Annotated in this window: 15 protein-coding genes; 6 read left to right on the forward strand and 9 right to left on the reverse strand. The window is 41.5% G+C overall.

What is annotated here, in order from left to right:
• Window positions 1–6: 6 nt before the first annotated feature.
• Both H7U04_RS04035 and H7U04_RS04040 read left to right on the forward strand, forming a co-directional pair.
• Window positions 7–774: a DeoR/GlpR family DNA-binding transcription regulator gene (locus tag H7U04_RS04035; protein ID WP_060972211.1), complete on the forward strand. Its 768-nt coding sequence runs from the start codon at window positions 7–9 to the stop codon at window positions 772–774.
• Window positions 767–1,576, forward strand: a complete 810-nt coding sequence (locus tag H7U04_RS04040; protein ID WP_060972212.1) for a Cof-type HAD-IIB family hydrolase — start codon at window positions 767–769, stop codon at window positions 1,574–1,576. The genes H7U04_RS04035 and H7U04_RS04040 overlap by 8 nt, the downstream gene beginning before the upstream one ends.
• 131 nt (window positions 1,577–1,707) lie before the next feature.
• Here H7U04_RS04040 and H7U04_RS04045 read toward each other — a convergent pair whose 3' ends face one another.
• From H7U04_RS04045 to pbp2a, 5 genes are all read right to left on the reverse strand, one after another.
• Window positions 1,708–2,196, reverse strand: a complete 489-nt coding sequence (locus H7U04_RS04045) for a phosphatase PAP2 family protein (protein WP_060972213.1) — start codon at window positions 2,194–2,196, stop codon at window positions 1,708–1,710.
• Between the two features lie 128 nt (window positions 2,197–2,324).
• Window positions 2,325–2,864 carry a transcription termination/antitermination protein NusG gene (gene nusG, locus H7U04_RS04050; RefSeq protein ID WP_002883644.1) on the reverse strand — a complete coding sequence of 180 codons (540 nt, stop codon included), beginning with the start codon at window positions 2,862–2,864 and terminating at the stop codon, window positions 2,325–2,327.
• Window positions 2,865–3,064: 200 nt separating this feature from the next.
• Window positions 3,065–3,241, reverse strand: coding sequence for a preprotein translocase subunit SecE (secE, locus tag H7U04_RS04055; RefSeq protein ID WP_002883656.1), 177 nt, complete (start codon window positions 3,239–3,241; stop codon window positions 3,065–3,067).
• Between the two features lie 8 nt (window positions 3,242–3,249).
• The gene (gene rpmG, locus H7U04_RS04060) at window positions 3,250–3,402 is read right to left on the reverse strand and encodes a 50S ribosomal protein L33 (protein ID WP_002886472.1); all 153 of its coding nucleotides are present in this window, start codon (window positions 3,400–3,402) and stop codon (window positions 3,250–3,252) included.
• Between the two features lie 48 nt (window positions 3,403–3,450).
• The gene (gene pbp2a, locus H7U04_RS04065) at window positions 3,451–5,778 is read right to left on the reverse strand and encodes a penicillin-binding protein PBP2A (RefSeq protein ID WP_060972214.1); all 2,328 of its coding nucleotides are present in this window, start codon (window positions 5,776–5,778) and stop codon (window positions 3,451–3,453) included.
• A gap of 65 nt (window positions 5,779–5,843) precedes the next feature.
• On the opposite strand from pbp2a, the gene H7U04_RS04070 reads away from it, so the two are divergent.
• The 4 genes from H7U04_RS04070 (at window position 5,844) to H7U04_RS04085 (ending at window position 8,470) form a co-directional block, all read left to right on the forward strand.
• Window positions 5,844–6,713 carry an RluA family pseudouridine synthase gene (locus H7U04_RS04070; protein WP_060972215.1) on the forward strand — a complete coding sequence of 290 codons (870 nt, stop codon included), beginning with the start codon at window positions 5,844–5,846 and terminating at the stop codon, window positions 6,711–6,713.
• 184 nt (window positions 6,714–6,897) lie between these two features.
• Window positions 6,898–7,230, forward strand: a complete 333-nt coding sequence (locus tag H7U04_RS04075; protein WP_013989998.1) for a TM2 domain-containing protein — start codon at window positions 6,898–6,900, stop codon at window positions 7,228–7,230.
• Entirely contained in the window at window positions 7,230–7,535 is a 306-nt protein-coding gene (locus tag H7U04_RS04080) for a DUF2752 domain-containing protein (RefSeq protein WP_073685728.1), read from the forward strand. The genes H7U04_RS04075 and H7U04_RS04080 overlap by 1 nt, the downstream gene beginning before the upstream one ends.
• 89 nt (window positions 7,536–7,624) lie before the next feature.
• Window positions 7,625–8,470: a superinfection immunity protein gene (locus H7U04_RS04085; RefSeq protein WP_060972216.1), complete on the forward strand. Its 846-nt coding sequence runs from the start codon at window positions 7,625–7,627 to the stop codon at window positions 8,468–8,470.
• Window positions 8,471–8,554: 84 nt separating this feature from the next.
• On the opposite strand, the gene groL is transcribed toward H7U04_RS04085, so the two are convergent.
• The 4 genes from groL to H7U04_RS04105 all read right to left on the reverse strand — a co-directional run bounded on the left by groL (window position 8,555) and on the right by H7U04_RS04105 (window position 13,417).
• On the reverse strand, window positions 8,555–10,174 hold the full coding sequence (gene groL, locus H7U04_RS04090) for a chaperonin GroEL (RefSeq protein ID WP_060972217.1): 1,620 nt from the start codon (window positions 10,172–10,174) through the stop codon (window positions 8,555–8,557).
• Window positions 10,175–10,218: 44 nt separating this feature from the next.
• Window positions 10,219–10,506, reverse strand: a complete 288-nt coding sequence (gene groES / locus H7U04_RS04095) for a co-chaperone GroES (protein ID WP_002883604.1) — start codon at window positions 10,504–10,506, stop codon at window positions 10,219–10,221.
• 167 nt (window positions 10,507–10,673) lie between these two features.
• Window positions 10,674–11,477, reverse strand: coding sequence for an ABC transporter ATP-binding protein (locus H7U04_RS04100; protein WP_002883592.1), 804 nt, complete (start codon window positions 11,475–11,477; stop codon window positions 10,674–10,676).
• Window positions 11,477–13,417, reverse strand: coding sequence for an ABC transporter substrate binding protein (locus tag H7U04_RS04105; protein ID WP_014633645.1), 1,941 nt, complete (start codon window positions 13,415–13,417; stop codon window positions 11,477–11,479). Before H7U04_RS04105 ends, H7U04_RS04100 begins: the two co-directional genes overlap by 1 nt.
• Window positions 13,418–14,086: the final 669 nt, after the last annotated feature.

Here is a 14,086-nt window from a genome sequence, read left to right on the forward strand (position 1 = left end):
TGACACATGTATCAGGAACAACGATTAGAGAAAATATTAACACTCTTGGAAGAGCGAGGAAGCCTTTCTGTCAAGGAAATGGTTGACGCATTGGGTGTTTCCAAAGATACCGTCAGAAGAGATTTCGACTGCCTCAGCCAGAGGAATCTGGCTCAGCGTACCCATGGTGGCATTCTTCCAGTTAAAAATACCACTGTTCTTGGCTTCCAGGAACGTCAGAAAGGACTCACTGAAGACAAGAAAAAAATGGCAGACCTAGCGCTTAGCTTTGTCAAAGACCAATCTCTTCTCTTCTTCGATGTCTCTACCTTGATGCTTGAAGTTTCACAAAAATTGACTAAGAGCGTAACTGTCTACTCCCACTCTTTGGATAATGCCTTGGTCCTAAGTGGCAAAGAAGGAATCGACTTTCATCTCTTGGGAGGAAGATTTTACAGCAAAAACCGCTTCTACTATTCGCTTCACGAAACTCAGCTCTTGCAACATCTACAGTTTGACTTAGCCTTCTTCGGAGCGGCTAGTCTCAGTCAAGGAGTGGTCAGCTATGAAGATGAAGAAGACGTTGCTGTCAAACAACTGGCCATGCAAGCTGCTAGAACCAAGATTCTTATTGCTGAATCTGATAAATATGAAAAGCACTCCAAATATATCTTGAGCAAAATTGAAGACTTTGACTACTGGATTACAGATAAAGAACCTGATCCTGATTTGGTCGAGTCTCTTAAAGATAAAGTAACGATTTTATACGATGGAAAGGATAGCGATTATGAGTAATATTCGTTTGATTATCAGTGACATTGATGGCACTATTCTCACTAGTAACCACCAGGTGGATGAGCAACTGATTGAGGTAATGCCAGAGCTTGAAAAGGCAAATATTCCCTTTGTTTTAGCTTCTGCCCGTTCTCCACTAGGGATGCAACCAATTGCTCATAAACTGGGACTTCATGACAATCCCATCGCTTGCTACAACGGTGCCTTAGTACTTGAGGGGGATCGTACTATCATACAACACCCTGTGGATAAAGCTGAAATCCAAGAACTTCTTAACTACTTATCCACAGATTATCCAAGTGTCTCTGTGAATATCTACTCTGGCAAGGACTGGATCACCAACGAACTAGACAAATGGTCTCAGCTAGAAGGAAGTATTACGGGTGAATCTCCTATCATTAAGGAACTGCAAGACACGGTCTCAGACTCAGAACCACCTATCCACAAGCTATTGTTGATTGATGAGCCTGAAGTTATCCAGGACCTCCACCAAAAACTCCTAAGCATGGATTTTCCACAGACAGCCTTCTACTTATCTAAAGATAACTACCTTGAAGTCACTGCCAAACATGTTTCTAAAGAACATGCTCTCCTTGAGCTTGCCAAATATTATGACCTTCCTCTTGAACAAGTCATGACTATCGGAGATAACTTCAACGATAGTCCTATGCTAGCTCTAGCTGGCCTAGGAATTGCTATGGGCAATGCACCTGAAGGGGTTAAGGAAACTGCAAACTTAGTAACGGCTTCAAATGATGAGCATGGAGTCGCTCAAGCCATTACAGAACATGTCCTAAACTAAGCTAATATCTAATGGTGGGAACAGCCTTTAATTGCCAACTCGAATTTTAGAACAAAAGGAAAGGTGCCCTAGAGGTGCCTTTCCTTTTTCAACGAAAAAAGCCTTCCTCTCTCGAAGAAGACCCAAATTTTCTAAAGATAAAGAAGGAGACCTACAAGAATCCCAATGGCATAGCCTGCCAAAACATCACTAGGATAGTGGACACCACCTAGCACGCGCAGAAGAGCTAGAGCGCCCGCCAGAAAAAGCATAGCCCCACCTAGCCAGGGGTTAAGCGTCAGTGCCAACATAGCAATGACAGTCGCTGAGAAAACATGCCGACTGGGAAAGGACTTACCCAGACTGTCCTTCTTAATAAGGGGTTGAATAGCCCAGGTCTGGTATGGACGCGGTCGATTATAGAGGCTACGACCAAGAGAAAGAAGGAAAAAGCCTCCTCCCATAATAAGCACTGTCGTAGAGAGAACAAACCAACCATTCCTTAGCCATACCCAAATAAGAAATATAGGGAAAAGCAGGTAAAAAGTCCTAGTTATAAGCTTGTTCAACCCTTCTAAAACCTTAGCGTAAGAACGCAAAGGAGCGCTAATCCTATCGTAAAATCGTTTGTAATTCATCATCATCCGTTAGAAAAAAGGGAGTGACACAGAACTAAATTTCAGAAATCTAGCTTCTAGCCTCTCCCTCAAGTTTAATGAGATAGTCTTCCAAGGTTGAAGTCTCTTAGCCCAACCTCTTTTTATCTATCTTAAAGTTCAGCGATTTGGTAAAGTTCAAGTTCAGCAGCTGTTTCAGAACCAAACATGTTAATCATGATTTTAACCTTGTTGTTTTCAATTTCTACAACACGGCCTTCTTGACCCATAAAGGCACCATCGATGATTTGAACCACGTCACCAACCTTGATATTAGTATCAAAGACATCAACGGTTTGACCCATTGAAATCAAGATTTGACGGATTTCTTCTTCCAAAAGTGGTGTTGGTTTAGAACGGTTACCGTGAGAACCAACGAAACCAGTAACGTTCGGAGTATTACGGACAACGAACCAGGCTTCGTCTGTCATTACCATCTCAACAAGAACGTAACCAGGGAAGCGGTTTTCTTCCACTTCTTTAACTTTACCGTTTTTCTCAACATTGACCGTTTGAGTTGGGATTTCAACACGCAAGATATTTTCAAGCATGTTATAAGTTTGGGCACGTTGCAAAAGGTTTTCTTTAACTTTGTTTTCGTATCCTGAATAGGTTTGAAGGACGAACCAGCCCTTGTCGAATGAATCTAGCATTTTAGGATTCCTTTCTTTTTTCTAAATGACATTTAAACACCTTTGGCTAGCTATCTTCTAGATGCGAGTGTTAAATGTCAATGAATGTCTATGGTTTAATTCAAAGCGTAATAAAAAAGCCTGGTGGCCCTCGTTCTCGCTTTTATCTGCATTTATTATAACAAAAAAGAGCAGGCATTCCCACTCTTTTTGTGTTTTCTTTAGAAAAAGTTAATCAGTGCTGACATAGCGCGACTCAACAATTCATCAAACGCATAGATGATGACAGTGAAGAACGCAGTATACTCAAGAACTGAAATAAAATCATGCCAGCGTTGTTTACGGTCTGGCCAAGTCGTGTCTTTCAAGACTTTGAAAATACTTCCAGTTTGTCTCACGGTGTCTCCTATCTTGTTTCCTTATGCAAGGTGTATTTTTTACAATGTTTACAAAATTTGTTAACTTCTAGTCGTGTTGGTTTGGGAGTGCTACTCACATTAATTGAGTAGTTTCGGCTCCCACATTCAGCACACGCTAGGCTTGCTTTTTTCTGTGCCATAACGCCTCCGTTCTTTTTATCTTACCACTTTTAAATGCAATTGACAAGCTATCTGAATAGACCTGAGAAGGAGTCTGTAATCTTATCCCAAAGGCTGCTTGCCTGATCTTTAACGTCATTCACAACGTCTGATGCCTTGTCTGTCCATGACTTGTTACTGCTATTGCGCGAGTCATTTGGATCTGCCGTATAGTCTAGTGTTTGACCATCAGCTGCATAGGCATTTTCAACGGTAAACTCAGTACCTGGTGTATTTGGCAAAACATCCGCAGCGATGTAGCTGAAAATCGTCGAAGCTGTTCCCGAGCTAGCCCCTGTTAGGTAGTGACTCTCGTCAGTCTTATCAAAACCGATCCAGGTCGTCATAACCACATCAGGAGTATAACCAATCACCCACTGGTCACTAGTCAAATCCTTGTTAAATTCAGCCTGAACAGTACCTGTCTTACCTGCCATAGTATAACCTGTGTAGTTGGCATTCACAGCAGAACCATTTGAGAAGGTACCAAGCATCATGCTGGTCATCTGGTTAGCTACTGACTGGCTGATAACACGTTTAGACTTCTTACTATGGGTAGCAATAATGTCACCACTGGCATTTTCAATTTTAGTGATGAAATAAGCCGTGTTCATCTCACCACCATTAGCAAAGGTCGCATAAGCCTGAGCCATTTGAAGAGGACTAGCTGTCACACCACCACCAAGTGAAATTCCCAGTTCTTCTGGAACATTGTCAAAGTTGAGACCGAATTTTTGACCGTAACTGATCCCTTTTTGAATACCGATTTGATTAAAGAGGTAAACTGCTGGGATATTGTAGGAGTTGGCCAAAGCTTGATACATGGGCACATCCTCTGTCTCAACACCACCGTAGTTGGTTGGGGTATAGCCATTATAGTCGATTGGTTTATTCGGAAGATCCTTATTGATGCTCCATCCTGAAGCCAGAGCTGGTGCATAGACCACTAAAGGTTTGATAGTTGAACCAGGACTACGCTTCCCTTGAGTTGCATAGTTAAAGTTACGGAAGGTTGTATCACTGGTACCACCTACACGACCTACCAGACCGCGGACAGCTCCAGTTGTTGGATCAAGTGCCACACTAGCTGACTGAGCTGTACTACCATCACTTTCTGATGTAGGGAAGAGATAGGTATTTTCGTAGGTTTGCTGCATGTTAGCTTGTGAGTTGGCATCCATCTCTGTGTAGATTTTGTAGCCATTTTTAACGATTTCATCCTCACTCAAGCCATAAGTTTTCGTAGCTTCTTCAATGACGGCATCAAAGTAAGACGGATACTTGTAGTCATCGCCAGTCCCTTGATAGGTATCATCCAGACGACTAGCCATATCAACTCCAGCCGCACTGTCGGCGTCTGCCTGACTCAACTTCTTGTCATCAACCATGTTGGCGAGGACAGTGTTTCTACGGTTGGTCGCATTTTTGATATTATCAATTGGGTTGTAAATTTCAGGTCCCTTAAGCATACCAGCGAGGGTCGCTGCTTCATCAACGGTTAGATTGGCAGCACTTGTCCCGAAGTATTTTTGACTAGCATCTTCAACACCCCAAACCCCATTTCCGAAGTAGGCATTATTGAGGTACATGGTAAGGATTTCTTGCTTGCTGTATTTCTTGGTTAATTCCAAAGAGAGGAAGAATTCCTTGGCCTTACGAGTGACTGTCTGTTCTTGTGTTAAGAAGGCATTTTTAGCCAACTGTTGGGTAATGGTCGAGCCACCACCAAAGCGTCCCATAGATACAATGGCCAAGAGGAATCGCTTGACGTTAACCCCGCTATTTTCATAGAAGGTACGGTCCTCAGTTGCAATAACAGCATTCTCCAGGCTATCACTAATGGCATCCAGCTCCACATAGGTCCCTTTTTGCCCTGACAAAGAACCAGCTTGATTGCCTTCTTTGTCATAGATAACCGTAGTTGCTTTCAAGGCATCTTGAAGATCTGAAACATTGGTCGTCTTGGCAATATAGAAAAGGTAGGAACCTACTGTCAGAACTAGCACTGCTACCAAGATAAAGAGAATTTTACCAATATGATAACGACGCCAGAAACGACGAATAGGATTTCTTGGCGAAAGTGTAAACTTGCTCAAGAACGCCTGAACCTTACCTAAAGGTTGGGTCGTATCAATAGGTTTCTTTTGCTTAGAACGTTGATAACGTGACGTCTCTTGACTTTCCTGAGACATATCTAAGTCTTCAACGGCTTGTTCAACCTCATCAGGTTTCTTAGCAAAGAGTCCCTTTATCTTATTTTGTAAATTCTTCGATTTTTCAGCAGGCTGGGAATCCTTGCCCTTTCCGCTATTTTCTTCTTTAAAAAGTTTGTTTTTTAGATTATCAAAAAATGTCATAACCCTATTATACCAAGTTTTTACAGATTCTGTCCTCTTTTAAACGTTCATGATATAATGAAACCATGACTTTACACGTAGAAATTATCAATCCCTATCCTGTAACAACCGTCAAAGACTTGCTCGAAACTAAGCTCCTCATTCCTCGTAAGATTCGTCATTTCCTACGCACGAAAAAGCACGTCCTCATCAATGGAGAGACTATTAATTGGCAGAGTCCTGTTGAAAAAGGTGATAAGATTAGCCTGACCTTTGATACAGAGGACTACCCTGAAAAAATTATCCCTATGGGAAATGCCAGTTTAGTAGAACCTCTCTATGAAGATCAGCATCTCATCGTGGTCAATAAACCTGAAGGAATGAAAACACATGGTAATGAACCCACAGAAATTGCTCTACTTAACCATGTTTCGGCCTATTGTGGGCAAACCTGTTACGTCGTTCATCGACTAGACATGGAAACTAGTGGGGCTGTACTCTTCGCAAAAAATCCGTTTATCCTGCCAATTCTCAATAGACTCTTGGAAGATAAGAAGATTCAGCGTCAATACTGGGCTTTGGCTGAAGGTAAATTTCAGACCAAGGAGACTGTGTACAAAGACAAGATTGGACGCGACCGCCATGACCGTAGAAAACGAGTGGTTGATCCTAGAAAAGGGCAGGTTGCCTATACAACCATCACGCGCCTCAAAGCCTTCAAAGGAGCTAGTCTGGTCAACTGTCAACTAAAAACCGGTCGGACCCACCAAATTCGTGTGCATCTGGCCCACCATGGGCATGCCATTCTGGGGGACCCTCTTTATAGCCACCGCCCCGCATCTCGACTCATGCTCCACGCTCACACCCTTAGTTTCACCCATCCCTTAACACTCGACAAAATCACTGTTAAGGCGAGCTCAGACAGTTTTGAACAAGGGTTGAGAAATCACAAATAATAGAAGTAGGCTCATTCTCAAGCATAGTGCGAAAGGATTATCCTAATGATCCTCTAGTTATGACACAGTGGAAGCTTGCAAATAAGTTACTTTTATTGACTTCAAAAGCCTTGACCGCCTTGAATCTCCCTTTACAATATGTTATCCTTTACATATCATTTAAAATTTGAGGGGTATTTAATTTATGAATCCAGTCGATCAATGGATAACCATTAACGCCAAGTATTTCCCAACAGAACAAGTTCAGTACATCCGTCAACGTCTTGAAGCACTTCCTGAGCAACAACTTTCAATGCTTTACTCAATCAGCTTCCAAGATCCAACAATGTTGTTGATTATTTCACTTCTAGGTGGGACTCTTGGAATTGACCGCTTTTTGTTAGGACAAATTGGTCTCGGTGTTGGTAAACTTTTGACGTGTGGTGGATGTGGTATCTGGTCAATTGTTGACTTATTCCTCATCATGGATGCTACTCGCCAATCAAACGCTCAAAAACTCTTTGCAGTTATTGGCTAATGAAAAACTATTTTACACGCTTGTGGGCCTACCACCAGCGTTTTTTTAGATTATATCTCTTAGTTTTAGTGGCAGTTTATGGAGTCTACCTTTTGCATCTTCCAACACCACTCAGTTTAATCCTAAGACCATTTGGCCTTAAAGCTTGGAGCACAGGCCTAACACGCGCTAGTGTTAGACTCTTACACCTAGATTGGCAAGGAGCCTGGGACTATAATCCACTGATATATCCTCTAGTGGTCTATGTCCTAACCTATTTCTTTCTCTTTCCCATCTTTAGTGATAAGAAGATTATAAGGAAATAAAGTAAAGACTCCCATTGCGATCCCCTTACACTATTGCTATAATTGTAATTATCAACATTTTTTAATCAAGATATCTGGAGGTTATACACATGAAGCAACAAGATTGGATCGATTTTTTCCAAGCAGTTAATGGTCGTAATCCAAGTATTCAAGAAATGGCTGAAGCAGCTCAGAAAGGCGAGTTTGTCCGAGAAACTCCCAAACAAACTGTCGAAGTAACAGAAACTGTCTCACAAAAAGAGACTGTAGAAACTAAGCAAGATTCAGAAGTTGTTGAACCAGCAGAATCTGCACCATCAACAGAAGTGGTAGAAACTGCCGAAAAAAATGTTGACAGCTATGATGTTGCTGAAGAGCCACTCACTAACTCTACAGCAGATGAAGAAGAGACTTTCCAAGCAACTAACCTAGCTCAAGAAAATCAATCAAAGACCTTCCAGGAACAAGTTAAACCTGTTGTAGAAAATGCCAGTCAGACTGTTAACCAATTTGCGAATCAAACTGGTGAAACTTTCCAACAAGCAAGCAAAAATCTAAATGATACTTGGAAGAAACAAGACAAGAAAACCCAAACAAACTTCATCATGTTAGCCGTCGCTTCCATCCCAGCTATCCTCTGGGCTCTTGGAATGATACTCTTGGGAATTGCCAGTGATGATCTTAGTGCCGGATTGATCACGGCTCTTCTCTCCGTCATCATTAATTTCCCCTTGGTAGTACTTCTTATATTACCAGCTCTTCTAAATAAAACAGATAAAAAATGGCCAATCTTTATCCTATCCTTTCTTCTAGGCTGGACATTCATCGGTTGGATCATCCTTCTTGCTGTTTCTATCAATACGAATAAGGAAGCAGAACGCATTAGACAACAACAAATGATGATGCAAATGGCAGGTCAACAAGGAAGTTCTGATACATTTAACCCTTTTCAGTAATTAACAACAAATAATTGAAAAAAAGAAAACCCAGAAAAAGTTTCTCGACTTTTCCTAGGTTTTTTCTTTTGCTTTTTTAAACTCTTAGTAGCCCATCATTCCTGGATCCATAGCTGGTGCTGCTGGAGTTTCTGGTTCAGGTTTGTTGGCAACAACTGCTTCAGTTGTCAAGATAAGACTAGCTACAGAAGCGGCATTTTGGAGGGCAGAACGTGTGACCTTAACAGGGTCAATAATTCCTGCTTCAACCATATCTACCCATTCACCGTTAGCAGCGTTAAAGCCTGTACCAACTGGACTGTTCTTCAATTTATCGATGATAACTGAACCTTCATAACCAGCGTTATAAGCAATTTGGCGAACTGGTTCTTCCAAGGCACGGAGGACAATGTTACGTCCTGTAGCGTCGTCACCTTCAAGATCAAGTTCAGCAACCTTAGCAATGACGTTAACAAGAGCTGTACCCCCACCTGCTACGATACCTTCTTCAACAGCGGCACGAGTAGCGTTAAGGGCATCTTCGATACGAAGTTTCATTTCTTTAAGGGCTGTTTCAGTGGCCGCACCAACCTTAACAACTGCAACCCCACCTGACAATTTAGCCAAACGTTCTTGAAGTTTTTCACGGTCAAACTCAGATGTTGTTGTTTCCAATTGAGACTTGATAAGGTTAACACGGTTAGCAATTGCTTCTGCGCTTCCTGCACCTTCAACGATAACTGTGCTATCTTTATCCACAGTTACTTTCGAAGCTTGACCGAGTGCTGCCATAGTTGCATCCTTAAGTTCAAGACCAAGATCCTCAGTAATAACAGTCGCTCCTGTCAATACGGCAATGTCTTCCAACATCGCTTTACGACGGTCACCAAAGCCAGGCGCCTTAACAGCAACAACATTGAAAGTTCCACGAATCTTGTTAAGAACAAGTGTAGGAAGAGCTTCACCATCCACATCATCAGCAATGATCAAGAGTGGACGACTTGTCTTAAGCACTTCTTCCAAGAGTGGAAGGACATCCTGAATATTTGAAATTTTCTTGTCAGTCACAAGGATAAATGGATTTTCAAGGTCAGCGACCATTTTTTCATTATCAGTAACCATGTACTGAGAAAGATAACCACGGTCAAACTGCATACCTTCAACCACTTCGAGTTCAGTCTCCATACCACGAGACTCTTCAATAGTGATAACACCGTCATTACCAACGCGTTCCATAGCTTCTGAAATGTATTCACCAACTTTTTCAGAACGTGATGAAACCGCTGCGACTTGGGCAATAGCTTCCTTATTAGCAACTGGTTGAGCAATGGCTTTAAGCTCTTCCACAGCTGTAGCTACAGCTGCTTCAATCCCACGACGGATACCGATTGGATTAGCACCAGCCGTTACATTTTTGAGACCTTCACGGACAATAGCTTGTGTCAAAACAGTGGCTGTAGTTGTTCCGTCACCGGCAATATCATTCGTTTTTGAAGCCACTTCGCTGACAAGCTTAGCACCCATATTTTCAAAGTGATCTTCGAGTTCAATTTCTTTAGCAATTGTCACACCATCATTAGTGATAAGAGGTGAGCCAAAAGCTTTTTCCAAAACCACGTTACGACCTTTAGGACCAAGCGTTACCTTAACTGTATCAGCCAAAGTATCAACACCACGGACCATTGCTGCGCGTGCATCTGATGAAAATTTAATATCTTTTGCCATAGTTACTCCTTCTTTATCTTACTTTATTTCTGATTAGCATAGACCTAAGCTAGGACTGCTAAAATATCTGCTTCACGGATAATTGAAACGGAATCATCTCCGTCTTTAACATTGACACCTGCACCATTTTCAACAAGAACTTTATCGCCTGCTGCAACACTAGGTGCAATCAATTCACCAGTAAGAGTACGGATTCCTTCACCTACTGCCAAAACCTCAGCAGTTTTTGTAGCTTCATGACTGGCTCCTGCCAATACAAAGCCACTAGCTGTTTTTTCTTCTGTTTCTTCAAAACGGACAACGATACGATCGCCCAATGGTTTCAATGCCATACCAATTACCTCCAAATGTTATTTGTTATTAGTAACGTGTGAAACGTTATTTTTAGCACTCATAAACTATGAGTGCTAATCCATATATTTATTTTAGCACTTGGTCAAAAATAGTCAAGAAAAAACTACCCAAAATCTGAACTTTGGATAGTTTCTTTTTTTGTTTATTAACCGAGCACCAAGGCATCGTCATTGAGGACTTGTCCACTATTTTTGTGGAAGAGGTCCATAAGTTCTGCAACTGTGAGGTTTTTCTTTTCCTCACCTCGCACATCGACGACGATTTTACCATGATAGAGCATGACTAGACGGTTCCCATATTCGATAGCATGTTCCATATTATGGGTAATCATAAGGGTTGTCAATTCTTGTTCTTCAACAATCTTACGTGTCAGATTCATGACCATATCGCTTGTCTTAGGATCTAGGGCTGCTGTGTGTTCATCCAAAAGCAAGATTTTTGGACGAACCAAAGTTGCCATAGCAAGTGTTAAAGCCTGACGTTGTCCACCTGACAAGAAATTAGCATCAGTCTTCATACGATTCTCAAGACCAAGACCAAGATCTACCAAGGCTTCCTTGAAGACTTGACGCTCGCTTTCAGTGATAGACTTTTTAAAGAAGCTACGTTTCTTACCACGACGATAGGCAATCGCCATATTTTCTTCGATAGAAAGGTTTGTCGCTGTCCCCATTCGAGGATCTTGGAAAACACGACTAATGTCTTTAGAGCGCTCATCTACAGATGCTTTCTTAATAGATTGCCCCTCTAACAAGATATCCCCCTCATCAATGCTAAGAACACCAGCAATTGAATTCATCAAGGTTGATTTACCAGCACCATTTCCCCCAATGACAGAGATAAAATCTCCCTGCTCAATGTCGAGATCCAAACCACGAAGGACGTGATTTTCATTGACTGTGCCTTTTTCAAAGGTTTTATGAATCTGTTGTAAACTAAGTAAAGCCATTACTTGTCACCTCCTGGAGTCAAGGATTTGTTAGGTCTGATTTTCAATTTTTGTCGTACTTCTGGCACATAAAGGATGATAGCAAGCAAGATGGCTGAAGCCAATTTCAACATTTGAGCATCAACGTTCATGGCAAGGATAATAACCAAGACCAAACGGTAGAGAACAGCACCTACGACGATTGACCAGAGGCGTTTGCCAAGTGGTAGATACTTGACGATAACTTCGGCTAAGATGATTGCAGCCAAGCCATTTACGATTGTACCAGTACCCATATTCATATCCGCATAGCCATTGTTTTGAGCTAGGAGGGCACCTGATAGGGCAATCAAACCATTGGAAATCATGTAGCCAAGAATCTTCATACGGTCAACCTTGATACCATTAGCTTCACCCATGGCAAGGTTATCACCTGTTGCACGAAGAGCAAGTCCAACCTGTGTATTAAGGAGAACAACCAACATAAGTACTACCAGACTAACAAAAATCAGTCCTAATAGAATCACACCATTCAGCTTAGATAGACCAAGATCCATCACCATAGTCACCAGCGTGTTGTGGCCTGAAAGAGAGACATTGGCACTTCCAAGAACCAAAAGGTTAACGGAATAGAGCCCTGTTAAGGTAATAATCCCCGTTAAAAGTGCTGGTATCTTCATTTTCGTATGCATAAAGCCAGACACCGCTCCGGCAAACATACCAGCTACAAAACCACCTAGAGTCGCAAAGATTGGGTTAATCCCACGGATAATCATGATAGTTGTCGTAGCAGCACCAAGTGGGAAGGCCCCCTCAGCTGTCAAATCAGCAAGGTCCAAAATACGGAAGGTAATGAAGACCCCGATAGCCATAATAGCCCATAGAAGCCCCTGAGAAATGGCTGTTAGCACCACATTTGAAAATCCTTTTTTAGAAGACTTATTGACCTTAAGCTTAATGACACCCTTATCTTTTTTAGAAATTGGTTTGTCATCTTGCGTTGATGCTTTAGATTCCTCGTCACTAATGCTAGAAACATCAATACCAAGTTCTTTAGCCATGTCATGGTTAACCACAACATTTAGGGTTTTAGGATACTCGGCATCGACATCCTTGACCTTCTCACCTCGGAGAACACGGCCTGCCAACTTACCTGTTTGACGTCCAAGCGCTTCATAGTTAGTTCCATAAGTGAACAGGACACCTTTTTCTACACTACCAGCGTCACTACCAACAACTGGAACCTTAGTCTCTTTAGAAAGATCTACCAAGGTATTAATAGCACTAACAATAGTATTATCAGTTGGGATGAAAATCACTTCGGTTTGACTCATCAAGCTCTTGGCTGTGTCTTGGATATCATTGGTTGATGAAATTCCTTTGATAACCGTTTCAATACCAGCTTCCTTGAAGTATTTCTTGGCTTCTTCAACCTGAACTTCTGAGTTACGCTCGCTGGTCGTGTACATAATCCCAACTTTTTTAGTGTTTGGAAGGACCTTTTTCAACAACTCGACTTGTTTGTTGATTGGTGACATGTCGCTTGTCCCTGTCACATTTCCTCCAACATTGTCCATAGACTTAACCAATTTAGCTGAAACTGGATCTGTAACAGCTGTAAAGAGAATTGGCTTGTCCTTTGTCAAACTACTCAAAGACTGGGCTGCTGGGGTTGCGATAGCTAACATGACATCATTATCTTCAATAAGCGACTGAGAAATTGTCTGCAAGTTAGACTGATCTCCTTGTGCATTCTGATAATCGATTTTGATGTTCTTACCGTCGACGTAACCTTCCTCTTTGAGTTCTTCAATGAACCCTTTACGTGTCGCTGACAAGGAAGGATGTTCCACATATTGGAGCACACCGACGTGAACCAAATCTTTATTAGAAGCATTGGAACATGCTACCAAGAGGACAGCTGTAATAACAGCCATCATACTGACCAAGAATTTCTTCATCTTGTATACCTCTATTTTTTATTCTATCTATTTCCAATTTTCTTTCATCTTTTTTCCGAGACGATAGAGTCAAAAGCAAGCAAATTAGACCTTACATCGCTTCATCAGATCCTAAAGTCCGTCGTCCAAAGACCATCACCTTTTGACCTTATAAAAAGTCGGCTAGAATTCACCATTTTTTAGACATCTAAAGGTCAAAAGAAAACTAAAAATAGACCACGGTATGAAAAAACCAGTTAGGACAGGCCCAACTGGTTTTCTGCATCTTGACTAGCATAGGCTAGCTTATGTCACCGGTTAGACCTATTCATCTAATCGGCTAATCCATCACAAAATGCTTTAGCTTCATAGATACAAACTGACTGACGCTTGTATCCTGAAACACAAACGTCCTATCTAAAGAAACTAAAGTAATAAAAAGCTTTAAGATTTCCCAAATGGGTCGCTTTGTTAAGCATGTGATGCCTCCGTAGTTACGATAGTTTTAAGTTTACACTATTTAGACAATTCTGTCAAATTGGAATTTACTCCCTTTTCTCTCAATTTATCATTGTCACTGCAAAAGAAAAATCTCTTCCTGCTCTTGCAAGAATGTTCTGACCCCAAAAAGTTAGACAAATAATTTAAGCAAAGGATTTAGTTCTGTATTGTACAGGACTGAGTCCTTTT

It is taken from the genome of Streptococcus sp. 22.1 (assembly GCF_016648645.1).
Taxonomy (GTDB): domain Bacteria; phylum Bacillota; class Bacilli; order Lactobacillales; family Streptococcaceae; genus Streptococcus.

Bases quoted from the DNA above. Each gene is read 5' to 3' on its own strand.
- H7U04_RS04035 (WP_060972211.1), top strand. From the start codon at position 7: ATGTATCAGGAACAACGATTAGAGAAAATATTAACACTCTTGGAAGAG.
- H7U04_RS04040 (WP_060972212.1), top strand. From the start codon at position 767: ATGAGTAATATTCGTTTGATTATCAGTGACATTGATGGCACTATTCTC.
- H7U04_RS04045 (WP_060972213.1), bottom strand. From the start codon at position 2,196: ATGATGAATTACAAACGATTTTACGATAGGATTAGCGCTCCTTTGCGT.
- nusG (WP_002883644.1), bottom strand. From the start codon at position 2,864: ATGCTAGATTCATTCGACAAGGGCTGGTTCGTCCTTCAAACCTATTCA.
- rpmG (WP_002886472.1), bottom strand. From the start codon at position 3,402: ATGGCACAGAAAAAAGCAAGCCTAGCGTGTGCTGAATGTGGGAGCCGA.
- pbp2a (WP_060972214.1), bottom strand. From the start codon at position 5,778: ATGACATTTTTTGATAATCTAAAAAACAAACTTTTTAAAGAAGAAAAT.
- H7U04_RS04070 (WP_060972215.1), top strand. From the start codon at position 5,844: ATGACTTTACACGTAGAAATTATCAATCCCTATCCTGTAACAACCGTC.
- H7U04_RS04075 (WP_013989998.1), top strand. From the start codon at position 6,898: ATGAATCCAGTCGATCAATGGATAACCATTAACGCCAAGTATTTCCCA.
- H7U04_RS04080 (WP_073685728.1), top strand. From the start codon at position 7,230: ATGAAAAACTATTTTACACGCTTGTGGGCCTACCACCAGCGTTTTTTT.
- H7U04_RS04085 (WP_060972216.1), top strand. From the start codon at position 7,625: ATGAAGCAACAAGATTGGATCGATTTTTTCCAAGCAGTTAATGGTCGT.
- groL (WP_060972217.1), bottom strand. From the start codon at position 10,174: ATGGCAAAAGATATTAAATTTTCATCAGATGCACGCGCAGCAATGGTC.
- groES (WP_002883604.1), bottom strand. From the start codon at position 10,506: ATGGCATTGAAACCATTGGGCGATCGTATCGTTGTCCGTTTTGAAGAA.
- H7U04_RS04100 (WP_002883592.1), bottom strand. From the start codon at position 11,477: ATGGCTTTACTTAGTTTACAACAGATTCATAAAACCTTTGAAAAAGGC.
- H7U04_RS04105 (WP_014633645.1), bottom strand. From the start codon at position 13,417: ATGAAGAAATTCTTGGTCAGTATGATGGCTGTTATTACAGCTGTCCTC.